The 22,658-nt window shown below is 72.4% G+C and carries 22 protein-coding genes and 1 pseudogene; 10 read left to right on the top strand and 13 right to left on the bottom strand.

The window, feature by feature from the left end; genetic code table 11:
• Nucleotides 1–29: 29 nt before the first annotated feature.
• The gene (locus OG295_RS13025; protein WP_371677037.1) at nucleotides 30–1,304 is read left to right on the top strand and encodes an MFS transporter; all 1,275 of its coding nucleotides are present in this window, start codon (nucleotides 30–32) and stop codon (nucleotides 1,302–1,304) included.
• Nucleotides 1,305–1,331: 27 nt separating this feature from the next.
• Here OG295_RS13025 and OG295_RS13020 read toward each other — a convergent pair whose 3' ends face one another.
• The 3 genes from OG295_RS13020 to OG295_RS13010 are packed head-to-tail and all read right to left on the bottom strand — an operon-like array spanning nucleotide 1,332 to nucleotide 2,911.
• Nucleotides 1,332–2,063 (bottom strand): TetR family transcriptional regulator, encoded by a 732-nt coding sequence (locus tag OG295_RS13020; RefSeq protein WP_371677036.1) that lies wholly within the window; start codon nucleotides 2,061–2,063, stop codon nucleotides 1,332–1,334.
• 11 nt (nucleotides 2,064–2,074) lie between these two features.
• Nucleotides 2,075–2,479, bottom strand: coding sequence for a thiol-disulfide oxidoreductase DCC family protein (locus tag OG295_RS13015; protein ID WP_371677035.1), 405 nt, complete (start codon nucleotides 2,477–2,479; stop codon nucleotides 2,075–2,077).
• Between the two features lie 27 nt (nucleotides 2,480–2,506).
• Entirely contained in the window at nucleotides 2,507–2,911 is a 405-nt protein-coding gene (locus OG295_RS13010; RefSeq protein ID WP_371677034.1) for a hypothetical protein, read from the bottom strand.
• 124 nt (nucleotides 2,912–3,035) lie between these two features.
• On the opposite strand from OG295_RS13010, the gene OG295_RS13005 reads away from it, so the two are divergent.
• From OG295_RS13005 to OG295_RS12995, 3 genes are read left to right on the top strand one after another with little or no spacing between them, the layout of a single operon-like run.
• Nucleotides 3,036–3,455, top strand: a complete 420-nt coding sequence (locus tag OG295_RS13005) for a helix-turn-helix domain-containing protein (protein ID WP_030231000.1) — start codon at nucleotides 3,036–3,038, stop codon at nucleotides 3,453–3,455.
• 9 nt (nucleotides 3,456–3,464) lie between these two features.
• A complete protein-coding gene (locus tag OG295_RS13000; protein ID WP_371677033.1) occupies nucleotides 3,465–3,881 on the top strand; it encodes a VOC family protein in 417 nt (138 codons plus the stop codon).
• A 28-nt stretch (nucleotides 3,882–3,909) separates the two neighbouring features.
• Nucleotides 3,910–6,315, top strand: a complete 2,406-nt coding sequence (locus OG295_RS12995; protein WP_371677032.1) for an ATP-binding cassette domain-containing protein — start codon at nucleotides 3,910–3,912, stop codon at nucleotides 6,313–6,315.
• Between the two features lie 77 nt (nucleotides 6,316–6,392).
• On the opposite strand, the gene OG295_RS12990 is transcribed toward OG295_RS12995, so the two are convergent.
• From OG295_RS12990 to OG295_RS12960, 7 genes are all read right to left on the bottom strand, one after another.
• On the bottom strand, nucleotides 6,393–7,508 hold the full coding sequence (locus tag OG295_RS12990; protein ID WP_371677031.1) for a serine hydrolase domain-containing protein: 1,116 nt from the start codon (nucleotides 7,506–7,508) through the stop codon (nucleotides 6,393–6,395).
• Between the two features lie 82 nt (nucleotides 7,509–7,590).
• Nucleotides 7,591–7,917 carry a Uma2 family endonuclease gene (locus tag OG295_RS12985; protein WP_371677030.1) on the bottom strand — a complete coding sequence of 109 codons (327 nt, stop codon included), beginning with the start codon at nucleotides 7,915–7,917 and terminating at the stop codon, nucleotides 7,591–7,593.
• Nucleotides 7,918–8,130: 213 nt separating this feature from the next.
• Complete coding sequence (locus OG295_RS12980; RefSeq protein WP_356215010.1) at nucleotides 8,131–8,889, bottom strand: succinate dehydrogenase iron-sulfur subunit; 759 nt, start codon at nucleotides 8,887–8,889, stop codon at nucleotides 8,131–8,133.
• Nucleotides 8,889–10,643 (bottom strand): succinate dehydrogenase flavoprotein subunit, encoded by a 1,755-nt coding sequence (gene sdhA, locus OG295_RS12975; RefSeq protein ID WP_371677029.1) that lies wholly within the window; start codon nucleotides 10,641–10,643, stop codon nucleotides 8,889–8,891. Before sdhA ends, OG295_RS12980 begins: the two co-directional genes overlap by 1 nt.
• A 23-nt stretch (nucleotides 10,644–10,666) precedes the next feature.
• Complete coding sequence (locus OG295_RS12970; protein WP_266841297.1) at nucleotides 10,667–11,149, bottom strand: succinate dehydrogenase hydrophobic membrane anchor subunit; 483 nt, start codon at nucleotides 11,147–11,149, stop codon at nucleotides 10,667–10,669.
• 5 nt (nucleotides 11,150–11,154) lie between these two features.
• On the bottom strand, nucleotides 11,155–11,535 hold the full coding sequence (sdhC, locus tag OG295_RS12965; protein ID WP_371677028.1) for a succinate dehydrogenase, cytochrome b556 subunit: 381 nt from the start codon (nucleotides 11,533–11,535) through the stop codon (nucleotides 11,155–11,157).
• 152 nt (nucleotides 11,536–11,687) lie between these two features.
• A complete protein-coding gene (locus OG295_RS12960) occupies nucleotides 11,688–12,308 on the bottom strand; it encodes a 2-oxo-4-hydroxy-4-carboxy-5-ureidoimidazoline decarboxylase (RefSeq protein ID WP_371677027.1) in 621 nt (206 codons plus the stop codon).
• A gap of 332 nt (nucleotides 12,309–12,640) precedes the next feature.
• Between OG295_RS12960 and OG295_RS12955 the strand changes: the two genes are divergently transcribed.
• A complete protein-coding gene (locus tag OG295_RS12955; protein ID WP_371681180.1) occupies nucleotides 12,641–13,384 on the top strand; it encodes an RNA polymerase sigma factor in 744 nt (247 codons plus the stop codon).
• Entirely contained in the window at nucleotides 13,384–14,376 is a 993-nt protein-coding gene (locus tag OG295_RS12950) for a hypothetical protein (RefSeq protein ID WP_371677026.1), read from the top strand. The genes OG295_RS12955 and OG295_RS12950 overlap by 1 nt, the downstream gene beginning before the upstream one ends.
• 356 nt (nucleotides 14,377–14,732) lie before the next feature.
• Here the strand turns inward: OG295_RS12950 and OG295_RS12945 are convergent, their stop codons facing one another.
• Nucleotides 14,733–15,599, bottom strand: a complete 867-nt coding sequence (locus OG295_RS12945) for a peptidoglycan-binding protein (RefSeq protein WP_371677025.1) — start codon at nucleotides 15,597–15,599, stop codon at nucleotides 14,733–14,735.
• 181 nt (nucleotides 15,600–15,780) lie between these two features.
• Here OG295_RS12945 and OG295_RS12940 point away from each other — a divergent pair, with 181 nt between their 5' ends.
• Both OG295_RS12940 and leuE read left to right on the top strand, forming a co-directional pair.
• Entirely contained in the window at nucleotides 15,781–17,364 is a 1,584-nt protein-coding gene (locus OG295_RS12940) for a methylmalonyl-CoA mutase (RefSeq protein ID WP_371677024.1), read from the top strand.
• Between the two features lie 57 nt (nucleotides 17,365–17,421).
• On the top strand, nucleotides 17,422–18,072 hold the full coding sequence (leuE, locus tag OG295_RS12935; protein WP_371677023.1) for a leucine efflux protein LeuE: 651 nt from the start codon (nucleotides 17,422–17,424) through the stop codon (nucleotides 18,070–18,072).
• Here leuE and OG295_RS12930 read toward each other — a convergent pair.
• Both OG295_RS12930 and OG295_RS12925 read right to left on the bottom strand, forming a co-directional pair.
• On the bottom strand, nucleotides 18,065–19,402 hold the full coding sequence (locus OG295_RS12930; protein WP_371681179.1) for a polysialyltransferase family glycosyltransferase: 1,338 nt from the start codon (nucleotides 19,400–19,402) through the stop codon (nucleotides 18,065–18,067). The two genes, leuE and OG295_RS12930, sit on opposite strands and share 8 nt — an antisense overlap.
• A gap of 50 nt (nucleotides 19,403–19,452) precedes the next feature.
• Nucleotides 19,453–20,442: a glycosyltransferase family 2 protein gene (locus OG295_RS12925; RefSeq protein WP_371677022.1), complete on the bottom strand. Its 990-nt coding sequence runs from the start codon at nucleotides 20,440–20,442 to the stop codon at nucleotides 19,453–19,455.
• A 155-nt stretch (nucleotides 20,443–20,597) separates the two neighbouring features.
• Between OG295_RS12925 and OG295_RS12920 the strand changes: the two genes are divergently transcribed.
• Together OG295_RS12920 and OG295_RS12915 are read left to right on the top strand one after the other, a co-directional pair.
• Nucleotides 20,598–22,088 (top strand): DUF6716 putative glycosyltransferase, encoded by a 1,491-nt coding sequence (locus tag OG295_RS12920; protein ID WP_371677021.1) that lies wholly within the window; start codon nucleotides 20,598–20,600, stop codon nucleotides 22,086–22,088.
• Nucleotides 22,085–22,453, top strand: a pseudogene (locus tag OG295_RS12915) (cytidylyltransferase domain-containing protein); the annotation flags it as partial. The gene OG295_RS12920 and the pseudogene OG295_RS12915, both read left to right, overlap by 4 nt.
• Nucleotides 22,454–22,658 lie beyond the last annotated feature (205 nt).

Below are 22,658 nucleotides of genomic sequence, written 5' to 3'. Positions count from 1 at the left end.
GTTGAGATGTGAAGGGGAGTGGGTCATCCATGACGGTCACCACCGCCACCACCGCGACCGCGGCCACCGCGAAGGGCATCCGGAGGGCCGGCGGAAAGACCGCCGGGACGGCCGGCGCCCCGCCCGCCGCGGCGCCCGTCCCCGTCCTGTGGCTCGCCCTGCTGGCCACCCCCATCGCCGCCGGGGCCAACGCGCCGGTGCTGATCCTCCCGGAGATGGCCGCCTCCCTCGGGGTGTCCGCCGGTACCGCCGCCTGGCTGCTCACCGCCTTCGGCTGGGCCATGGCCGTCGGCACCCCCCTGCTCGCCGGGCTGCTGCGCCGCCGGGGCCTGCGCGCGGTGCTGCGGCTGTCCACCCTGCTCGTCCTGGCCGGCACCCTGCTGGTCGCCGTCTCCCCGTGGCTCCCGCTCACGCTGTTCGGGCGTTGCGCCCAGGCCGCCGGCGGCGCCGGGCTGGTGGCCGCGGCGATCAGCCTCGCCGGCACCGCCCGCCGGATGGGCGTCATCAGCGCCGGGTTCGGGATGCTCGGCGCCACCGGACCGCTGCTCGGCAAGGCCCTCGCGGACGCGGCTTCCTGGCGGATCGCCCTCACCGTCTCGGCGCTCTCCCTGCTCGCCGTGCCCGCCGTCGGCCGCCGCGCCGGGGCGGCGAACCCGCCCGCGCCCGGCCGCTTCGACGGCCGGGGCGCCGCCCTGCTGACCGGGCTCGCCACCGCCCTGGTCCTGCTGCCGACCGCGCCGCTCGCCGCCCTCGGCGGGGCCCTGGTCGCCGCCGTGCTGCTCGCCCTGCACGTCCGGCGCCGCCCCGAGGGGTTCGTACCCGCCGCCCTGCTGCGCCGTCCCGTCTTCGTGGTCTCGGCCCTGCTGGCGCTCGCCCTGTCGGCGTCCTACTTCACCCTGCTCTTCTCGGTGCCCCGGCTGCTCGCCGACCGGGCCGGCTGGGACACCGCCTCCGCCGGGACCGGACAGCTGGTCGCCCTGCTCGCCGGGTCGGCGCTGTCCTGGCTGCTCGCCGCCGCCTCGGCCCGCATGAGCCGCGCGGCCGTCCGTACGGTGCTCGTCTCCCTCGGGGCGCTCGCCGCCCTCGCCGGGATCTTCGCCACCTGGGGCCCGCTGCTGCTGGTCGCCACCGCGGCGGGGGTCTTCACCGCCAGCGCCGCCAACGCAGTCCTGTCCACCCACGCGGTGGCCGCCGCCCCCGACCCGGCGCAGCGCCCGTCCGCCATCGGCCTGTTCACCCTCTGCTACCAGCTGGGCGGCGCCTTCGGCCCGGCCGTCGCCGGCCTGCTGGTCCTGGGTGCCTGACCGGAAGGGGCGGGAGTCGGCGGACCCTCACTCCTCCCCGGGGTGCGGGTCCGAGGCGCGCTTGCCGCGCGAGACCGCCGTCTGGGCCATGCCCGGCAGGAAGTCCGCGAACAGCTCGTGCACCTCGCGCACCAGCGGCCGCAGCACCCGGAACCGGGCCAGGACGATGCCCCGCGTCGTCAGCTGCGCGCCGCGCTCGGCCAGCCGCCGGGACTTCTCGCTGTCGGGGGAGCGGTCGAAGACCCAGTACAGGACCAGGCCCATCTGCGAGAGCCACATCAGCTCGGGCAGGACGTCGGCCAGTTCGGCCGGCACCTTGGTCTTCGCCCCGGCCAGCACCTCGCGGTGCATGTCGATCGCCGCGTTGCGCGCCGGTTCCGATTCGGGGGAGAAGGGGCTGAGCGGGCTCTCGGGGTCCGCCGCGTTCTTGAAGAACTGCGAAGCGAACTCGTGGTACGGGGCCGCGATGTCCAGCCAGGCCGTCAGGACGCCCGCGAGCCGCTTCTGGAGATCGGTCTCCTGGTCCAGGATCGGCCGGACCGCCTTCTGGTGCGCGGCGCCGATCCGGTCGTAGAAGCCCTGGACCAGGTGTTCCTTCGACTCGAAGTAGTAGTACGCGTTGCCGACCGAGACCCCTGCCTCCTTGGCGATGCCCCGCATGGTCGTCTTGTCGAAGCCGCGCTCCTGGAAGAGCCTGAGTGCGGTTTCGAGGATGAGCGTGCGGGTCTGCTCGCTCTTGGGCGCCTTCTGATCTGTCACGGTGTCCGACCTTATCGGGGTACGGAGCACTGCTCGTCACAGGCCGGTTCTCCGGTATCCGCCCCGGAGTCGGTACGTACCGCGTGCCGGACGGCGGCGGCCGTGTACATGGCGGCCTTGGCGAAGGGCCGGCCGGCCGGGGTGGCCAACCAGTTGGCCTTCGGCCGGTGTTCGGCCAGTGCCCACAGGCACACGATGAAGGCGTCCGTCCCGGTCCACACCTGCCCCTGGTCGCCGACCACGGTGATCTCCCGCAGGGTCTCGGCGTGGGCGAGCCGGGGGAACCGCCGCCACGCCTCGGCGGACGCGGCGGGCACGAACCGGAGCGGTACGAGGTGGCGCTGCCCGAGCAGCCAGTGCCGGATGTGCACGCACACCGGACAGTTCGCGTCGTAGAGGACGGTCAGGTGGCGCATGTCGCCCCGTGCGGTCCGCGCCACCGGTCAGGCCCCGGCCGGAGTGGTCCAGGCCTGCGGGGCGACCGGCGGGGTCTGCCGGCGCTCCATGAGCCCGCGGCGGCGCATCTTGTTGAGCACCCACACGTTGCCGAGGTGCATGACGCCGAGGACGAGCAGGACGACGCCGATCTTCACCGACAGCGCCTCGAAGAGCCCGCGGGCTTCGAGGACCGTCTCCCCCGAGCGCAGGTAGAGGGTCACGAAGCCGATGTTCACGAGGTAGAACCCGACCACCAGGAGGTGGTTGACGGCGTCCGCGAGCTTCTCGTTGCCCTGCAGTACGTCGCCGATGAAGACGCGGCCGTTGCGGCTGAGCGTACGGGCCACCCAGATGGTGAGTCCGATGCTGACGACCAGGTAGATGGCGTACGCGACCACGGTGAGGTCCATTGCCCTCAGCCCCCTTTGAACGTGTTCAACTGCTGACGTCGATGACTCTAGACCTCTTTTTGAACAGGTTCAAGCCTTCCGTTCGCCCGTCTCCCGCGGCGGTCGCCGTGCGATGCTGGGAGGCATGAACCTGGAGGACCTGGTCCGCTTGCGCCGTGCCCGGGACGCGATGGACCGCGACTACGCGCAGCCGCTCGACGTCCCGGCACTGGCCAAGGTCGCCCTCATGTCACCCGGGCACTTCTCCCGCAGCTTCCGCGCCGCCTACGGGGAAACCCCCTACAGCTACCTGATGACCCGCCGCGTCGAGCGGGCCAAGGCCCTGCTGCGCCGCGGCGACATGAGCGTGACGGACGTGTGCTTCGCGGTCGGCTGTACCTCGCTCGGGTCGTTCAGCTCCCGCTTCAGCGAACTCGTCGGTGAGAGCCCCAGCGCCTACCGGGCCCGCTCCCACGAGGACGGCGCCGCGGTTCCGGCCTGCGTCGCGAAGGTCTCCACGCGACCGGTCAGGAACGGAGAAGCGAAATCGGCCGCCCCCTCGTAGCGTCGAGGCATGACCATCAACCTCTCGCAGTGCTTCATCGCCGTCGACGACCACGACAAGGCGCTCACCTTCTACCGCGACGTCCTCGGCCTGGAGGTCCGCAACGACGTCGGGTTCGAGGGGATGCGCTGGGTGACCGTGGGGTCCCCCGAGCAGCCCGACGTGGAGATCGTCCTCGAACCCCCGCTCGCCGACCCCGGCGCCTCGCCCGCCGACCGGCAGGCGATGGCGGAACTGCTGGCCAAGGGCCTGCTGCGCGGCGTGATCTTCTCCACCGACGACGTCGACGCCACCTTCGAACGCCTCCGGGCGGCCGGCGCGGACGTGCTCCAGGAACCGATCGACCAGCCGTACGGCGTCCGTGACTGCGCCTTCCGCGACCCGGCGGGCAACATGCTCCGCTTCAACCAGCCCCGCAAGAGCTAGAGCCAGAGCCAGAGGGAGACACCACACGATGAGCAGGGCCACGAGGACGGGCACGCCGGCGCCGGCGCCGCACGCGGCGGACAGTCACGATCTGATCCGGGTGCACGGCGCACGCGTGAACAACCTCAAGGACGTCAGCGTCGAGCTCCCCAAGCGCCGCCTGACGGTGTTCACCGGTGTCTCCGGCTCCGGCAAGAGCTCCCTGGTCTTCGGCACCATCGCCGCCGAGTCGCAGCGGCTGATCAACGAGACCTACAGCGCCTTCGTCCAGGGCTTCATGCCCACCCTGGCCCGTCCCGAGGTCGACGTCCTCGACGGGCTGACGACCGCGATCATCGTCGACCAGCAGCGGATGGGCGCCGACCCCCGCTCCACGGTCGGCACCGCCACCGACGCCAACGCCATGCTCCGCATCCTCTTCAGCCGCCTCGGACAGCCGCACATCGGCTCGCCCAAGGCCTTCTCCTTCAACGTCGCCTCGATCAGCGGCGCGGGCGCGGTCACCGTGGAGCGCGCGGGACGGACCGTCAAGGAGCGCCGCAGCTTCAGCATCACCGGCGGCATGTGCCCGCGCTGCGAGGGCCGCGGCTCCGTCAGCGACATCGACCTCACCGCGCTCTACGACGACACCAAGTCCCTGAACGAGGGCGCGCTCACCATCCCCGGCTACAGCATGGACGGCTGGTACGGCCGCATCTTCGCGGGCTGCGGCTTCTTCGACCCGGACAAGCCGATCCGCGAGTACACCAAGCGGGAGCTGCAGGACCTGCTCCACAAGGAGCCGACCAAGATCAAGGTCGACGGGATCAACCTGACCTACGAGGGCCTCATCCCCAAGCTCCGCAAGTCGATGCTGGCGAAGGACGTCGACGCCCTCCAGCCGCACATCCGGGCCTTCGTGGAGCGGGCGGTCGCCTTCACCGTCTGTCCCGAGTGCGACGGCACCCGGCTCAGCGAGGGCGCCCGGTCCTCGAAGATCGGGGGAATCTCCATCGCCGACGCCTGCGCGATGCAGATCAGCGACCTCGCCGCATGGGTCGGCGCCGTCGACGGACCCTCGGTGGCCCCGCTCCTGACCACACTGCGCCAGACCCTCGACTCGTTCGTGGAGATCGGGCTGGGCTACCTCTCGCTCGCCCGGCCCGCGGGCACGCTCTCGGGCGGCGAGGCGCAGCGCGTCAAGATGATCCGCCACCTCGGCTCCTCGCTCACCGACACCACCTATGTCTTCGACGAGCCCACCACGGGCCTGCACCCCCACGACATCCAGCGGATGAACGGCCTGCTGCTGCGCCTGCGGGACAAGGGCAACACCGTCCTCGTCGTGGAGCACAAGCCGGAGGTCATCGCGATCGCCGACCACGTCGTCGACCTCGGCCCGGGCGCGGGCTCGGGCGGCGGCACCGTCTGCTTCGAGGGCACCGTCGAGGGGCTGCGGGCCGCGGGTACCGTCACCGGCCGCCACTTCGACGACCGGGCCAAGGTCAAGGCGGAGGTCCGCACGCCCACCGGGGCGCTGGAGATCCGCGGCGCGAGCACGAACAACCTGCGGGACGTCGACGTCGACGTGCCCCTCGGGGTGCTCACCGTCGTCACCGGGGTCGCCGGCTCCGGCAAGAGCTCGCTCGTGCACGGGTCGCTGACCGCCGGTTCCGCGGCCGCCGGCCAGGGGGTGGTCTCGATCGACCAGGGCGCGATCCGCGGCTCCCGCCGCAGCAACCCGGCGACGTACACGGGGCTCCTCGACCCGATCCGCAAGGCCTTCGCCAAGGCCAACGGCGTGAAGCCGGCGCTGTTCAGCGCCAACTCCGAGGGCGCCTGCCCCACCTGCAACGGCGCCGGGGTCGTCTACACCGACCTGGCGATGATGGCCGGCGTCGCGGCCCCCTGCGAGGAGTGCGACGGCAAGCGGTTCCACGCCTCGGTGCTGGAACACCGCTTCGGGGGGCGCGACATCAGCGAGGTGCTGGCGATGTCGGTCACCGAGGCCGAGGAGTTCTTCGGCGACGGCGAGGCCCGTACCCCGGCGGCGCACCGCATCCTCACCCGGCTCGCCGACGTCGGCCTCGGCTACCTCAGCCTCGGCCAGCCGCTCACCACGCTGTCCGGCGGCGAGCGGCAGCGGCTGAAGCTGGCCACGCACATGGGGGAGAAGGGCGGGGTCTACGTCCTCGACGAGCCGACCGCCGGCCTGCACCTCGCCGACGTCGAGCAACTGCTCGGCCTGCTCGACCGGCTGGTCGACTCCGGCAAGTCGGTCATCGTCGTGGAGCACCACCAGGCGGTCATGGCGCACGCCGACTGGATCATCGACCTCGGCCCCGGCGCCGGCCACGACGGCGGCACGGTCGTCTTCGAGGGCACCCCCGCCGACCTCGTGTCCGCCCGCTCCACCCTCACGGCCGAACACCTCGCGACCTACGTCGGCGCCTGACCGGGCCGGAAGCCCGGCGGCAACACCGTGATCTCCGCCGGGCGCTCCAGGGGGGGGCGGGTGGCCCGCGCCACCGATCAGAACGCGGCTTCGACGAGGTCCTCGGCCCGCTTGCGCTGCTTGCCCGCGTCGTCGCCGACCGCCGTGTACGAGTAGACCAGGACGCGCTTGCCGTCCTGGGTGCCGAACAGGCCGTTGACGTTGGGGACCTTGGAGCCGGTCTTGCCCCAGACGGGCGTGCCGTCATCCAGTTCGCCCCGCGCCAGGCCGCCCATGCTGAACGGAACGTCCGCGGTCGCCGAGAGGGCCGGCATCCGGAACAACTCCGCCTGCTGTGCGGGGGCCAGCAGCCGGCCACCCAGCAGGGCCCGCAGGAAGCGCTCCAGGTCCGGGGCGTTCGAGATCATGCCGCCCTCGGCCCAGGCCCAGGGGTCGTCGGCGACGGGCGCGGCCAGCGAGGGCGCGGGGATCGAGGTGTCGCCGGCCCGGGGAAGGTAGGTGTGGCGCAGCCCGAGCGGTCGGGCGATGCGGCGGTGCACCTCTTCGGCGTACGGGTGGCCTGTGGTCTTCTCGACGACCAGGCCGAGCAGGAAGTAGTTCAGGCCGTTGTACTGCTGGACGGTGACGGGGGACTGGGCGGCGGGGCACTTCGGGTCGGTGAGGGCCGCGACCACGGCGGCCGGGGTGGGCGAGCCGGGGTTCGCGGGGGCCACGCACGGCTTTCCGAGGCCGCTGGTGTGGCTCAGCAGCTGGCGCACGGTGATCGGCGCCCACCCGGCGGGGAGGGTTCCGGGGAGGATCTCCTGGACCGGGGTGTCCATCGCGAACCGGCCTTCGCCCACGAGCTGGAGGACCACCGTGGAGGTGAACAGCTTCGTGATGCTGCCGATGCGGAAGTTCGCGGCCGGGTCCCGCGAGAGCTGCCCGGTCGTCTCGGTCAGGTGCACGCCCGGCCCGGTGATCCGGACCATGGTCCCGTTCGCCACGTCGTCCGGCGCCATCAGCCCCGCCAGGGCCTGACGATCGACCGGCGCCGGTCCGTACAGGGTGGAGCTCACCGGGGACGGCTGCGTTCCGGTGGTGGCGGCGGAGGCCGGCAGAGCGGTGGCGCAGACCGCCACGAGAGCCGCACCGGCGGCGGCGAGTCCGGTCCAACGGGCCTTGAGGGAGCGGGAGTCCGCGGGGTTCGTCATGTCCGCAACTCTGTACGGGAGAAGATCGCCGGACCATCGGGCCCCTCCCTGAACCGCCCCTGAGCGGCCCCTGGGTCCGTGACTAGGGGCGCGTCAGGGTCTCGGTGATCTCCAGTCCCTTGGCCGGCCCGTCGGGGACGACGACAGGGGTCCCGTACGGGACGGTGGTCTTCGTGGCGTACACGGCCCTCTCCGGGTCCGGTCCGCTGAACACGGTCACCGTGCCCTGGTCGTCGAAGTCGTCGATGACGACGTAGACGGGGATCCCGGCCCGGGCGTACCAGCGGTGCTTGCGGATGTGGTCGCGGCGGTGTGCCTCCTTACCGGGGGAGACGACCTCGGCGACGAGGGGGACACGGGTGGCGTCCAGACCTGGGTCGCACGGCTCCTCGTGGGCGAGAGCGGACATGGAAAGCACCTCCTTCTCTCAGTGTGGGTGCGGACGGCGCTCCGGTTCAAGCGACGGCGGTGGCCATACCGCCGTCCGTGGGGGTGCTCGTCCGATGAAAGGTTCTTCTGCCCGCCCCTTCACCCCAGGGAGTGAGCGGACGCGACGAGGCCCCGCTCCCCGGCACATGTGCCGGGGAGCGGGGCCTCGTACGTCGGGCTGCGACCGGGAAGGTCAGAAGCGGCGCGTGATGAGTGCGCGCTTGACTTCCTGGATGGCCTTCGTGACCTCGATGCCACGCGGGCACGCGTCGGTGCAGTTGAAGGTCGTGCGGCAGCGCCACACGCCGTCCTTGTCGTTCAGGATCTCCAGCCGCTGCTCGCCGGCCTCGTCGCGCGAGTCGAAGATGAAGCGGTGGGCGTTGACGATCGCCGCCGGGCCGAAGTACTGGCCGTCGTTCCAGAACACCGGGCACGAGGACGTGCACGCGGCGCACAGGATGCACTTGGTGGTGTCGTCGAAGCGCTCGCGGTCCTCGGCGGACTGCAGGCGCTCACGCGTCGGCTCGTTGCCCTTGGTGACCAGGAACGGCATGACGTCGCGGTACGCCTGGAAGAAGGGCTCCATGTCGACCACGAGGTCCTTCATCACCGTGAGGCCCTTGATGGCCTCGACGGTGATCGGCTTCTCCGGGTTGATGTCCTTGATCAGCGTCTTGCAGGCGAGCCTGTTCTTGCCGTTGATCCGCATCGCGTCGGAGCCGCAGATGCCGTGCGCGCAGGAGCGGCGGAAGGTCAGCGTGCCGTCGAGGTCCCACTTGATCTTGTGGAGACCGTCGAGCACGCGCTCCTTCGGGTCGATCTCGACCTGGAAGTCCTGCCAGGTCGACTCGTCCGAGACCTCCGGGTTGAACCGGCGGATCCGGAACGTGACCGTGATGAACGGCGAGGCGGCGGCCGCCGCCTCCATCTTGTCCAGGGTGGGGGTGGCCATCAGTACTTACGCTCCATCGGCTGGTAGCGGGTGACGACGACGGGCTTGTAGTCAAGACGGACGGAGTCCTTGCCGTCGGCGCCGACCTCGCGGTACGCCATGGTGTGGCGCATGAAGTTGACGTCGTCGCGGTTCGGGTAGTCCTCGCGGTAGTGACCGCCGCGGGACTCCTTGCGCGCCAGGGCGGACACGGCCATGACCTCGGCCAGGTCGAGCAGGTTGCCCAGCTCGATGGCCTCCAGCAGGTCCGTGTTGAAGCGCTTGCCCTTGTCCTGGACGGACACGTTCTTGTAGCGCTCGCGCAGCTCCGCGATCTTCTCGACCGCGGTCTTGATGGTCTGCTCCGTACGGAACACCATCACGCACGCGTCCATCGTCTCCTGGAGCTCCAGGCGCAGGTCGGCGACCCGCTCCTTGCCCGTGGAGTTGCGCAGGTGCTCGACCAGGTCGGCGACCTGCTGCGCCGGGTTCTCCGGCAGCTCGACGTAGTCGTTCTCGGCCGAGTACTTCGCCGCCGCGATGCCGGACCGCTTGCCGAAGACGTTGATGTCCAGCAGCGAGTTGGTGCCCAGGCGGTTGGCGCCGTGCACCGACACGCACGCGACCTCGCCGGCCGCGTACAGGCCGGGGACGACGGTGGTGTTGTCCGCCAGGACCTCACCCTCGACGTTGGTCGGGATGCCGCCCATGGCGTAGTGCGCGGTGGGCTGGATCGGGATCGGGTCCGTGTACGGCTCGATGCCCAGGTAGGTGCGCGCGAACTCCGTGATGTCCGGGAGCTTCGCGTCCAGCTGCTCCGGCGGGAGGTGCGTCAGGTCCAGGTACACGTGGTCGCCGGCGGGACCGCAGCCGCGGCCCTCGCGGATCTCCGTGTAGATGGAGCGCGAGACGACGTCACGGGACGCGAGGTCCTTCATGACCGGCGCGTACTTCTCCATGAAGCGCTCGCCGTCCTTGTTGCGGAGGATGCCGCCCTCACCGCGGGCGCCCTCCGTCAGCAGGATGCCCATGCGCCAGATGCCCGTCGGGTGGAACTGGAAGAACTCCATGTCCTCCAGCGGCAGGCCGCGGCGGTAGCAGGCCGCCTGGCCGTCACCCGTGAGGGTGTGCGCGTTGGAGGTCACCTTGAAGAACTTGCCGGTGCCGCCGGAGGCGTAGATGACGGCCTTCGCCTGGAAGATGTGGATCTCGCCGGTGGCCAGCTCGTAGGCGACCACACCGGCGGACTTCTGCACGCCGTCGACCTCGACCAGCAGCTGGTCCAGGACGTAGAACTCGTTGAAGAACTCCACGCCCTCCTTGACGCAGTTCTGGTACAGCGTCTGGAGGATCATGTGGCCCGTGCGGTCCGCGGCGTAGCAGGACCGGCGGACCGGCGCCTCACCGTGGTTGCGGGAGTGGCCGCCGAAGCGGCGCTGGTCGATGGTGCCGTCCGGGGTGCGGTTGAACGGCAGGCCCATCTTCTCGAGGTCGAGGACCGCGTCGATGGCCTCCTTCGCCAGGATCTCGGCGGCGTCCTGGTCGACCAGGTAGTCACCGCCCTTGACCGTGTCGAAGGTGTGCCACTCCCAGTTGTCGTCCTCCACGTTGGCCAGCGCGGCGGCCATGCCGCCCTGCGCGGCGCCCGTGTGGGAGCGGGTGGGGTACAGCTTCGTCAGCACGGCGGTGCGGCTGCGCTTCGTCGCCTCGATGGCGGCGCGCATGCCCGCGCCACCGGCGCCGACGATGACGGTGTCGTACTTGTGGATCTTCATGGGATTCGCCTCAGCCCCGTTGCCTAGCGGATGTTCGGGTCGAAGGTGAAGATCACCAGCGTGCCCAGAAGGATGGTGAACACCGTGGCGGTGTAGAGCAGGCCCTTCAGCCACAGCCGCGTGTTGGCGCGCTCCGCGTAGTCGTTGATGACGGTACGCAGACCGTTGGCGCCGTGCAGCATGGCCAGCCACAGCATCAGCAGGTCCCAGACCTGCCAGAACGGGGATGCCCAGCGGCCGGCGACGAAGGCGAAGCCGACCTTGGAGACGCCGCCGTCCAGCACCAGCTGGATGAGCAGGTGGCCGATGACCAGGACGACCAGGACGATGCCCGAGAGGCGCATGAAGAGCCACGCGGCCATCTCGAAGTTGCCGCGGGTCGAACGGGGCGTCTTGCCGGTCCGCTTGCGCGGGGCCTCGATGTACGGCGCCGGGTTCTCGACGTCGTAGAGGGAGACGCCCTCGACGTCACCGATCGCCCGGGCGGAAGAAGTGTCAGAAGACATGCGTGTCACTCCCCGAACAGAACGCGGTAGGCGTGGCCGAGGACGGGGTAGATGGCCCCGATCATCAGGATGATCCAGACGGTGACGACGGACCAGAGCATCTGCTTCTGGTAGCGCGGTCCCTTGGACCAGAAGTCCACAGCGATGACACGGAGACCGTTGAGCGCGTGGAACAGGATTGCGGCGACGAGGCCGTACTCCAGCACTGCGACGATCGGAGTCTTGTAGGTAGCCACGACATCGTCGTACGCCTCAGGGGAGACGCGGACGAGAGCGGTGTCGAGGACGTGTACGAACAGGAAGAAGAAAATGAGGACGCCGGTGACTCGATGAGCCACCCAGGACCACATTCCTTCCCGGCCGCGGTACAACGTTCCAGCCGGCACGGAAAACCCTCCGGAAGCGGGGCGGGGGCCAGCCGGCTTCTTTGTCGGTCGGGCCCGGCCGGGTACGGTCCACCGGCCCCGGACATCGTAGCGACGCTTTGTCGGTTCCCTTGCGCCGGGTCCATCGGTGTGATCAAACAGGCACGGACGGGCTATCCCACAGGGGCGAATAGCCCGAAATCAGCCTCGGACAGCCCATCGTCGGGGTCCTGCCCGGCAGGGCCCGCCAGCCGGGCCAGCAGCCGGGTCAGCCGGGACTGGGCGACCATCCGCAGCTCGTCCGCCGCGATGGAGCGTTCCTCGTCCACCTCGTGGGCGAGCCTGCGGCGGATCGCGGCCAGCAGCTGGTCCACCCGCTCCTCCGGCGGGTGCCCGTCCAGGCAGATCACGAAGGCGTGGCCGAAGGTCCGCTCGTACTGCGCCCGCGCCGCGTCGAGCGCGAGGAGCGCCGCGTACGGGGCCCCGTGGCCCAGCTCGGCCGAGGACTCCCGCGCCAGTGCCTCCGTCAGGTCGCCCTGGGACATGTCGTACGAGGCCTCGTCGGCCGCCGCCAGCAGCGACGCGGTGTCCGGGTACGGGCGGTGGGCGGCCACCCGCTGCGCCCACCGCGGGCTGCCGCAGCAGTGGGTCAGGGCCGTCCGGGCGGTGCCGGGGGGCAGCGAGTTGAAGTGCGTCAGCCCGGTGCCGGGGGCGGAGACCGGGCCGCGGACCTGTGCCGGAAGGTGGCTGGACAGCGGAGTTCTCCTCGGGGCGTGGCGTGGGTGTGCCGCCACGCTAGCGATCTCTGAGGGGGAGTGTCCCGCCGATAGGGGGATTTCACCCGTAAGTGAGCCGAAAGGATGACACCGGCAGGGGTGTGAACAGGCCGGAGGCAGGGGAGGGCGACCGAGGCCGCCACCCCCCACAGGAGAGGCCCCGGTCGCCATCCGTCACGGACTCGTGCGACAAGCCCGTACCCCTGTCAGCGCCCGGAGTGCGTTTTGTGTCACACCCCGCTCCGCGCAGGGTTGGTTGCTGGTTGTACAACTCGTGGACGAGAGGTGCGTGAAAGCCGTAACGTGCGGATTTGCGCCACACGTACAGGACGTCGAACGGGTTGGGGACTTTGCTGGGGGACGACGCGGAGCTGACCGCCGCGGTGCTCGCGGCACAGGACGGCGACGAAAGCGCGTTCCGGACTGTGTACCGCGCCGTGCACCCACGCCTGCTCGGATACGTGCGCACGCTCGTCGGTGACGGCGACGCCGAGGACGTGACCTCCGAGGCCTGGCTGCAGATCGCCCGCGACCTCGACTCCTTCACCGGTGACGCCGACCGCTTCCGCGGCTGGGCCGCCCGCATCGCCCGCAACCGGGCCCTCGACCACATCCGCATGCGCGGCCGGCGCCCCGCCATCGGCGGCGACGAGACCGAGCTCAGCGGACGCGCCGCCGACTGCGACACGGCCGGCGAGGCGATGGAGGCCCTGTCCACCGGCCGCACCATGGCCCTGATCGCGCAGCTCCCGCAGGACCAGGCGGAGGCCGTCGTCCTGCGCGTGGTCGTCGGCCTGGACGCGAAGAGCGCGGCCGAGACCCTCGGCAAGCGGCCCGGCGCCGTCCGTACGGCCGCGCACCGGGGGCTCAAGAAGCTCGCCGAACTGCTGACCGCCGAGTTCGGGTCCGCGGGCCCCGTGGACGGGGAAGCGGAACGCGGCGCGGATCCCGTCCGGCGGGTCGGCCATAATGCCGGTGACCAGGCCCGGGAGGGCGACCTCGACGCCGTGCCCGCGCAGCGCGCGCGGAGTGCGGGCCTGGCGGAACCAACCGGTGTGACGCATTCACGTTGGCGGACGCAGAAGGACATGTGATGGCCGACGAGCACAACGCGTGGCTGGACAAGGCCGCGGCGGACGAGCTGCTGTGCCCGGGGACCGGCCCCGTCGCCTCCGGCGCCGACCCGCGCGCCAGGGCCGAGGCCGCCCGGCTGCGCGCCGCCCTCGACGCCCTGACCCCCTCCCGCCCCGGTGCGGGCGAGCTGCCCGGCGAGGCCGCCGCCGTGGCCGCCTTCCTGGCCGCGCGCGCAGCGGCGCCCGAGGCCGTCCGGCCCGGCGCGCGGGGCGCGGCGGACGACTGCGAACCGCTGGTCGACCTGGCCCCGGTACCCCGCGTACGGATCCCCGCGCAGCGGCGCGGCGGAGCCCCCGTGCGCTTCGGGCTGGCCGCCGCGCTGGCCGGCGTCGCCGTCGGCGGGATCGCCGCCGCCGCGGCCGGCGGCCTGCTGGACCGTGTGACGCATCACACCGCGGGCCCCGCACCCGCCGTCTCCATCAGCGCCGATCCCGATCCGGCGCCCGCCGCGGACACCACCGGCCCCCACCTCGTCCCCCAGCCGCGCCCCACCCCGCTGCGCAGCGGCGAGGGCGTGCCGTCCGCCGGCCCGGGCGCCTCCCGGATGCCCGGTACGGAGACCCGTACGATCCCCGGCGCCCCCTCGGGCAGTCTGTCGCTGCCGCCCGGCACCGCGGGCACGGGTGCGGGATCCGGCCCGGGGACCGGTACGGACGGCGGTCGCGACAAGGTCACCGACCGGCAGACCCTCGGCAAGGACCGAGAGCCGGACACCCAGGTCAAGCCGGCCGACCTGTGCCAGGCCTACCGCTCGGGCCGGATGGACGACGACCGCCGCGAGCGCCTCTCCAGGCTCGCCGGCGCCCCGGCGAAGATCGCGCGCTTCTGCGAGGCCCTGCTGGACGGGGCCCGCGACGGCCTGCCGCAGAGCGGCGCCGTCGACCCGGGCAGCGCCCTGCTCCCGACGCAGACCCCGAAAGCCGGCGGCGCGCTGGGCTTCCGGACCCGCTGATCAGCACCCGCTGATCCGCGCCTGCTGACCCGTACCGGCTGACCCGCACCCGCTGATCCCGGCGGACCCGTCGGTTCCCCACCCGTTCGGCCGCGGCCTCGTGCTACCGCTTGGCCGAAAATCGCCGTAGTTTCCGGCCCGGAACGGGGGGCCGCTCCGGCTGCCGAAACGTTGGGGCACCGCCCCGCACACAGGGCAGTAACACTTTTCGCACCCCCGGCGCAGTACATATTGAGCCGACTGGTCATCGGCCGCGCATGAGCCGGGGTTCCCCCCGTACCCCTGGGCTCTGCGCAACCGGCGCGGGCGGGGCACGTTCCCCCGGCCCTGCCCGCGCCCTCAATCCGCTACCGGGTTCACCAGTAGACGACGACCTTGTCGCCCACCTTCACCTGGTCGAACAGCGCCGACAGCTTGGCCTTGTCCCGGACGTTCACGCAGCCGTGCGAGGCACCGGCGTAGCCGCGGGCCGCGAAGTCCGACGAGTAGTGCACCGCCTGGCCCTCGCTGAAGAACATCGAGTACGGCATCGACGTGTGGTAGATCGTCGACGTCCACTCCTTGGCCTTCCACCCCACCTGGAACTCGCCCTCGCGGGTCGGGGTGTTCTCCGAACCGAAGCGCACGTCCATGGTGGAGACCACCTTGCCGTCGATCATCCAGGCGAGGGTCCGGCTCTCCTTGCTGATGCACATGACCCGGCCGTGCATGCAGCGCGCGTCCGGGGCGTCGACCTCGTTGGTGGTCGGCGGGCGCAGCTCGTCCTCCGTCGGCTTCTTGGTGAGGCCCTGGACCTTCTGCCAGGTGGCCTCGTCCACCGAACCGGTGGCGGCGAGCCCGTGCTGGGACTGGAAGGTCTTGACCGCGGCGGTCGTCTTGGAGCCGTAGAACCCGGTGGGGGCCGTCGAGACCAGCTTGAGCTGGCGCAGCCGGGCCTGGAGGTCGCGGATCTGCTCGCTCTCGTCCCCGTTCGCCATGATCGGCTTCACGCCGGGGGAGGAGGACGGCGCGGAGGCCGACGGGGAGGGCGACTGCGACTGCGACGGCGACGCCGCGGGCGAGGACGCACCCGCCTTGCCGTCGTCCGGCGTGGAGGGGGAGACCGCGGGTGAACTCCCCGCCACCGGCGAGGACGGCGACGCCGGCCCGGCGTCGGACTTCTGGGGGCCGCAGCCGGTCGCTGCCAGCGCGACGGCCGCGGCCAGGCCGAGCGTACGGATCATGACTCTCCGGTGGTGCATCGCGGTCCCCCGTTTTCGACGTCGTGTATCTAGGTGATGCTTCGTGGGCGTGGACAGTTGCGGACGTTCACCCGTTGTTGCCCCATTGTGACCAGCGGCCGCCGCGGGCACGGTTGTACCAGCCCCCGGCCGGCCGGCAGCACGGACACGGAGGAATCGCGTCATGGTCCGTCCCGCACCACGCAGCGAGAGCGGCGTACCGATCGAACCGGTCTACGGGCCCGAGGACCTGACGGGCTGGGACCCGGCGGTGAGCCTGGGGGAGCCCGGGGCGTACCCGTACACCCGGGGGATCCACCCCACCATGTACACCGGGCGCCCCTGGACGATGCGCCAGTACGCCGGGTTCGGCACGGCCGCCGAGTCCAACGCCCGCTACCGGCAGCTCATCGAGGGCGGCGGGACCGGGCTGTCCGTGGCCTTCGACCTGCCCACCCAGATGGGGCACGACTCCGACGCCCCGCTCGCCCGCGGGGAGGTCGGCAAGGTCGGGGTGGCCGTCGACTCGGTCGAGGACATGCGCACGCTCTTCGAGGGGATCCCCCTCGACCGGGTCTCCACCTCGATGACCATCAACGCCCCGGCCGCCCTGCTGCTGCTCATGTACCAGCTCGTCGCCGAGGAGCGGGGCATCGATCCCGCACTGCTGACGGGCACCGTACAGAACGACATCCTGAAGGAGTACATCGCGCGCGGGACGTACATCTTCCCGCCCGGCCCCTCCCTGCGGCTGACCGCCGACACCTTCCGCTACTGCCGCGCCGAGATCCCGAAGTGGAACACCATCTCCGTCTCCGGCTACCACATGGCCGAGGCCGGGGCCTCGCCCGTACAGGAGATCGCCTTCACCCTCGCCGACGCCGTCGCGTACGTCCGCGCCGCGCTGGCGGCCGGCATGGAGGTCGACGCGTTCGCGCCCCGGCTGTCGTTCTTCTTCGTCGCCCGCACCACCCTGCTGGAGGAGGTCGCGAAGTTCCGGGCGGCCCGGCGGATCTGGGCCCGGCTGATGCGCGAGGAGTTCGGGGCGCGCGATCCCAAGTCGCTGATGCTGCGCTTCCACACCCAGACCGCCGGGGTCCAGCTGACGGCGCAGCAGCCGGAGCTGAACCTCGTACGGGTGGCCGTGCAGGCGCTGGCCGCCGTACTGGGGGGCACGCAGTCGCTGCACACCAACTCCTTCGACGAGGCCATCGCCCTGCCCACGGAGAAGTCGGCCCGCCTCGCGCTGCGCACCCAGCAGGTGCTCGCGTACGAGACCGACGTCCCGCACACCGCCGACCCCTTCGCCGGTTCGTACGCGGTCGAGCGGATGACGGACGAGGTGGAGGCGGCCGCGCTCGCCCTGATGCGCAGGGTCGAGGAGCTGGGCGGGGCGGTCGCGGCGATCGAGGCCGGCTTCCAGAAGGGGGAGATCGAGGCCAACGCGTACCGGATCGTGCGGGAGCAGGAGGCCGGGGACCGGGTGGTCGTCGGGGTCAACCGGTTCGCCCTCGACCGGGAGGAGCCCTACGAGCCGCTGCGGGTGGACCCGGCGATCGAGGCCCGCCAGTGCGCGGCGCTCGCGCGGCTGCGGGCCGGGCGCGACGGAGCTGCGGTGGACCGGGCGTTGGCCGCGCTGCGGCGGGCGGCGGCCGGGACCGGGGAGAACGTGCTCCCCCCGATGAAGGAGGCGCTGCGGGCGCGGGCCACGGTGGGGGAGGTGTGCGGGGTGCTGCGGGAGGTCTGGGGGGCGTACGAGCCGAGCTGAGGAATGGGACGGAATTCACTGGCGTGACAGGCGCGTACCCATGGGACACTCCTGCACATGCTGGGTGTGACAGATCTTCCTACGTATCTCGCCGCCGTCGTGCTGATCGTGCTGCTGCCGGGGCCGAACTCCCTCTACGTGCTCTCCGTCGCCTCGCGGCGCGGGGTGAAGGAGGGCTACAAGGCCGCCTCCGGGGTGTTCACCGGCGACACCGTGCTGATGGTGCTGGCCGCGGTCGGCGCGGGCGCGCTGCTCCAGACCAGCCCGGTGCTGTTCACCGCCGTCAAGGTGCTCGGCGCCGGGTACCTCGGGTGGCTGGCCGTGGGCATGCTGCGCGGCGCCCTGGCCATGTGGCGCGGCCGCCGCTCGCGCGACGAGGAGGCCCCGGCCGGGGAGGAGACCGCCGGTGCCGCCGAGCGGCCGTTCAGGCGGGCGCTGGTGGTGAGCCTGCTCAACCCGAAGGCGATCCTCTTCCTGCTGTCCTTCTTCGTGCAGTTCGTGGACCCGGAGTACCCCTACCCCGCGCTGTCCTTCCTGCTGCTGGGGACCGTCTCCCAGCTGGTCAGCTTCCTGTACCTGTCCACCCTGATATTCACCGGCACCCGCCTCTCCGCCGCCTTCCGCCGCCGCAAGCGGCTCGCGGCCGGGGCCACCTCGGCGGCCGGCGTGATCTTCCTGGGCTTCGCCGCGAAGCTCGCCGTCAGCTGACCCGGCGCAGACCCCGCCGCAGCCGGTGCACGACCCGGCGCACGGCGGGGCTGCGGGGCAGGAAGGACAGCTGCGCGGGGATCCCGCCCGGCAGGCCCAGCGTGGTGAGCCGGCGGCGGTTGAAGTAGTGCCGGGTCCCCTCGCTCAGGTGCCGGGCCAGATGGGCCTCGGCCCGCTCCCGCCGGTCGGCGAGGATCCGGGGCTGCATGGCGAAGCCGACGGCGGTGACCAGACCGGGCAGGTCCTCCGGGGTGCCCGGCCCGTCGCCCGGCGCCGCCGCAAGGTCCGGGACCAGCGCGTCCACCAGCGTCAGGGGGATCCGGTTGCTGTTCTGGTACGGGGCCAGGCGGGCCAGCAGCGCACCGGTCCCGGTGCGCGCGACCGGGATCCCGTACAGGGCCCGCGCCGTGAGCAGCCCCGTCGAGAAGCAGCCCGCCACCAGCGCGGGGCGCAGCCGCTCGTACAGGGTCTCCGCCAGCACGGGCGCGTCCAGCACCGTCAGCCGCGCCCCGAGGCGTTCGGCCTCCGCCTCCGCCCGCCGGGAGTAGGCCGCCGGGGCGGAGGGGTGCGGTTTGAAGACCAGTTCCCGGTGGCCCCGCTCCCAGGCCCCGCGCACCATCGCGACGTGCAGCTCCTCCTCCTGCGCCGGGGACATCAGGTCCAGGGCGGAGAGGTACTGGCCCAGGAGGAGGGCGCAGGGCTCGCCGGGCTCGTAGCCGCTGTCGTCGGGCAGCCCGGCCAGCTCCGCCAGGACCTTGAGGAAGGCGGGCGCCGGGACCGTCTCCGAGGGCACCCCGAACTCCGTCAGCAGCAGCGGCTCCAGGCCGGGGACCAGGTCCAGGTGGAGCACGCGCCGGACCCGCATGCCGATCTGCGGGTCGAGGCGGAAGCGGGTGGGGCCGTAGGACATCAGCCCGTCGGCGTACACGTCGATCGCCGCGCCCGGGAACAGCCGGCACAGGCTCTGCGCGGGCGGCACCTGGAGGGACTCCACCACCAGCTCGACCCGGTCCCCGCCGAGCCCCCACAGGGCGCGCAGCTGCCGCTCCCACAGCGGGACGTCGTCCGGGCGCGGGGCCCAGGTGCTCGGGTGCTGCGGGGCGAGGACGGCGTTCCAGTCGCGCACCTCGTCGAAGCGGGTCCGCAGCGTCTCGAAGCCCGGCATGGCGTCGATGCCGGGGGTGACCTCGGGGGTGAGGGAGTGGTTGCTGGTCAGCAGGATCCGGCGGGCGGCCGCCGGGAAGGTGCCCGCGTCGAGGGCGGCGGCGAGGGTGGCCGTCCCGTAGAGGGTGGAGGCGAGGAAGACCTGGGTGACGCGGTCGCCGTCCACGCGGTGGTCGCCGTCCACGCAGCGGTCGCCGTCCACGCGGTGGTCGCCGTTCACGCGGCGGCCCCGGGAACCGCGGGGGCCGGCGTGCGGCGCCGCAGTCTGCGCAGCAGCGCGGAGCGGTCGGCGTCCATCGAGCCGAGCGCCCGTTCCAACAGGGGCCGCGGCATGCGCCCGAGCGCCTCCGCGCTCATCACACGGAGTCTTTTCGCCACGGCCGGTTCGAACCTTTCGATGGTGCCGATATGGTGCGCGATAATCGCGCAATACGTTCGGACGGCCTTGGGGAGCAGGAGTTCGGATTCCCGGTCCGTGGCGGTGTCCGCGAGTACTTGATCAAATGCTCGAATGAAATCGAGCTGACGCTCGTCCCCGATCTGGGTGAGCGAGGTGGAAATGCCGCGCCGGTAGAAGATCCCGGCCTCGCCGATCGCCGCGAAGGACCGCGCCGTACGGTGCAGCCGCCAGATCCACGGCCGGTCCTCCGCCGTCCGCAGCCCGTCCGTGAAGTGCAGCAGGCCCTGGTCCAGCAGCCGCCGGTGGTACATCCCCGCCCAGGCGTACGGGTAGTCCACCGCCGTGGCCCGCCCGGTCGGCAGGATCCCCGCGCGCGGATCGCCCACCACCCCCTGCGGCCCGTACGGCACCCGCTGCACGATCCGCGCCCGGCCCGTCACCTGCACATGGTCGGTACGGACGAAATCGCAGTCCAGGGCCTCGATGGCGGCCAGCGTACGGGCCAGGTGGCCCGGCGCCGGCCAGTCGTCGCCGTCCAGGAAGGCGATGTACTCGCCGCGCGCCGCGTCCAGTCCGGTGTTGCGGGCCGCCGCCAGCCCGCCGTTGCGGTCCCGTCTGAGGTGCACCGCCCCGGGCAGGCCGCCCGCCGCCGCGCGCTCCAGGAGCTCGGGCGTCCCGTCCGTGGAGCGGTCGTCGACCAGCAGGAACTCGAAATCCTCACGCGCGTTGAGTGCGAGTCCCTTCAGGACGTCCGGTGCGTACGTCTGCACGTTGTAGAACGGCACGACAACAGAGAGCTTGGGCACCCGCGAGACATTAGGATGCGGCCCGGCATTCACCATGGCCCGGATGCGGATTCCATGTGAACGACGCGGGGCGGGCGCGTTAACCAGGGCGCTTTCGCATTTCGTCGACGGGTTGTTAACCCGCCGTTGTGCGCTCGTTGGGCCGATCACCGGAAATGCGGAATAGCTTCTGCCGGGTGCCAGTGCCACTCAGCAGCAGCCGGTCCGGTCAACGCGTCGCCGTACTCGCGGATTCCGACACGCGCTGGAAATGGGGCGCCCTCACCGCCCGCCGCCTCGCCCCCGGCGCCCCCGCACCCACCGGGTACGTACTACGCGGCCGGGCCACCCCCACCGCGCGCCAGCTCGGCGAGGCGGGCGTCGGGGAGACGGGCGGCGGTCCGGTGGAGGTGACCTGCGCCGAGTTCCTCGCCGAACTCGGCCGCCGGCCCTACGACGTGGTCGTCCTCGCCCTCGTCGGCGGCGCAGTCCAGGCCGTCCTGCACGGGGTGCGCGCCCTGTGGCCCGACCCGGCCGCCCGCCCCGTCCTCGTCACCGGCTACGTCGGCGTCGTCTACGAGAAGCTCGCCGACGGGCTCCTGCTGCGGCACGGCGCCGACCTGGTCCTCGCCAACTCCCGCCACGACGCTGCCCGCTTCCGTGCCGTGTACGAGGGCGTGGGCGCCGATCCGGCGGCCGTCGTCGAGACCGCCCTGCCCTTCCTGGAGGGTGCGGCGTACGAGAGCGCGGGCGACCGCGCCCACCGGGTCGTCTTCGCGGTGCAGCCCTCCGTCCCGGAGGGCCGCGCCGACCGCGCCTACCTCCTGGAGCGCGCCGCCCGGCACGCCCGGCTGCACCCGGGGCGGGAGGTGCTCGTCAAACTGCGCAGCCGGCCGGGGGAGCACACCACGCACCTGGAGGAACACCCCTACCAGCGCCTGGCCGAGCGCCTTCCGGGCGGGCTGCCGCCCAACTGCCGTCTGGCGTACGGGAACATGGGCGAGGTGCTGGACGGCACCGACCTGCTGGTCACCGTGTCCTCCACCGCCGCCCTGGAGTCCCTGCACCGGGGCATCCCGACCGCCGTCCTGACCGACCTCGGCATCCGCGAGGCGCTCGGCAACCACCACTTCCTGGGCTCCGGCTGCCTGGCGTCGTGGGACCAGCTCGACGGGGGCCTGCTGCCGGCCGGCGCCCCGGGCTGGCTCGCCGCCCACGGGGTCGCGCCGGTCGCGCCGGGTGTTTCGGTTGCGCCGGTCGCCTCCGGGCCGCCGGTCGCCTCCGGGCCGCCGGTCCCCGCGGGCCCGCCGGATTCCGCCGCCACCCCTCCGGGTGCCGCCTCCGGCCCGCCCGTCGCCGACCCCGTCGCCGACCCCTACGCCGCCGCGCGGGCCCGGGTCGCGGAGCTGCTCGCCGCGGACCGGCTGCCGCCCGTGGCCCCGTACTACACGCTCGCCACCGCCTCCGGCTACCTCCCCGGGATCCTGGCCCGCCACCGGCTCGCCCCCGACGGGACCCCGCTCGCCGGGGCGGGCGCCCGCGCGGCGGGGGAGTCCTCCGGGGCGCGCCGCTGGCTCCGGGCCCACCTGCGCGAGGCCGCCCGGGGCGCCTACCGGCACGGCGTCCAGCGGGTGGCCCCGGTGATCCGACGGCTGGGCGAGCTGTGAGGGTCCTCGCGGTGATCCCGGCCCGCGGCGGGTCCAAGGGGGTGCCCGGCAAGAACACCGCACCCGTCGGCGGGATCCCGCTCGTCGCCCGCGCCGTGCGGGCCTGCCGGGCCGCGCCCACCGTCACGGACGTGGTGGTCTCCACCGACTCCCCGGCCGTCGCGGCGGCCGCCCGCGCCGCGGGAGCCGCGGTGGTCACCCGGCCCGCGGCCCTCTCCGGGGACACCGCGAGCAGCGAGGCGGCCCTGCTGCACGCCCTGGACTCCTTCGAGGAACTGCACTCCCTCACCGTGGACGTGCTCCTGCTGGTCCAGTGCACCAGCCCCTTCCTGACCCCTTCGGACGTCGAGTCGGTGGCCGCGGCCGTGGCCTCGGGCGCCGCCGACACCGCCCTGACCGCCGCCCCCTTCCACGGCTTCCTGTGGCGTACGGGACCCGACGGCCTCGGAGCCGGGGTCAACCACGAGGCGGCGTACCGGCCCCGCCGACAGGACCGCCCCGCCGAACTGCTGGAGACCGGCGCCGCCTACGCCATGGACGCGGCCGGCTTCCGCACCGCCCGGCACCGCT

Origin of the sequence: Streptomyces sp. NBC_01276 (assembly GCF_041435355.1) — a bacterium.
Classification (GTDB): Bacteria; Actinomycetota; Actinomycetes; order Streptomycetales; family Streptomycetaceae; genus Streptomyces.
The sequence above is the reverse complement of the archived record's forward strand: the minus strand, read 5'-3'. Positions and strand labels throughout refer to the sequence as shown.

Bases quoted from the DNA above. Each gene is read 5' to 3' on its own strand.
- sdhA (WP_371677029.1), bottom strand. From the start codon at position 10,643: ATGAAGATCCACAAGTACGACACCGTCATCGTCGGCGCCGGTGGCGCG.
- OG295_RS13005 (WP_030231000.1), top strand. From the start codon at position 3,036: ATGAACCTGGAGGACCTGGTCCGCTTGCGCCGTGCCCGGGACGCGATG.
- leuE (WP_371677023.1), top strand. From the start codon at position 17,422: ATGCTGGGTGTGACAGATCTTCCTACGTATCTCGCCGCCGTCGTGCTG.
- OG295_RS13015 (WP_371677035.1), bottom strand. From the start codon at position 2,479: ATGCGCCACCTGACCGTCCTCTACGACGCGAACTGTCCGGTGTGCGTG.
- OG295_RS12980 (WP_356215010.1), bottom strand. From the start codon at position 8,889: ATGGCCACCCCCACCCTGGACAAGATGGAGGCGGCGGCCGCCGCCTCG.
- OG295_RS12950 (WP_371677026.1), top strand. From the start codon at position 13,384: ATGGCCGACGAGCACAACGCGTGGCTGGACAAGGCCGCGGCGGACGAG.
- OG295_RS12995 (WP_371677032.1), top strand. From the start codon at position 3,910: ATGAGCAGGGCCACGAGGACGGGCACGCCGGCGCCGGCGCCGCACGCG.
- OG295_RS13000 (WP_371677033.1), top strand. From the start codon at position 3,465: ATGACCATCAACCTCTCGCAGTGCTTCATCGCCGTCGACGACCACGAC.
- OG295_RS12940 (WP_371677024.1), top strand. From the start codon at position 15,781: ATGGTCCGTCCCGCACCACGCAGCGAGAGCGGCGTACCGATCGAACCG.
- OG295_RS12985 (WP_371677030.1), bottom strand. From the start codon at position 7,917: ATGTCCGCTCTCGCCCACGAGGAGCCGTGCGACCCAGGTCTGGACGCC.
- OG295_RS12990 (WP_371677031.1), bottom strand. From the start codon at position 7,508: ATGACGAACCCCGCGGACTCCCGCTCCCTCAAGGCCCGTTGGACCGGA.
- OG295_RS13010 (WP_371677034.1), bottom strand. From the start codon at position 2,911: ATGGACCTCACCGTGGTCGCGTACGCCATCTACCTGGTCGTCAGCATC.
- OG295_RS12970 (WP_266841297.1), bottom strand. From the start codon at position 11,149: ATGTCTTCTGACACTTCTTCCGCCCGGGCGATCGGTGACGTCGAGGGC.
- OG295_RS12920 (WP_371677021.1), top strand. From the start codon at position 20,598: ATGCGGAATAGCTTCTGCCGGGTGCCAGTGCCACTCAGCAGCAGCCGG.
- OG295_RS13025 (WP_371677037.1), top strand. From the start codon at position 30: ATGACGGTCACCACCGCCACCACCGCGACCGCGGCCACCGCGAAGGGC.
- OG295_RS12945 (WP_371677025.1), bottom strand. From the start codon at position 15,599: ATGATCCGTACGCTCGGCCTGGCCGCGGCCGTCGCGCTGGCAGCGACC.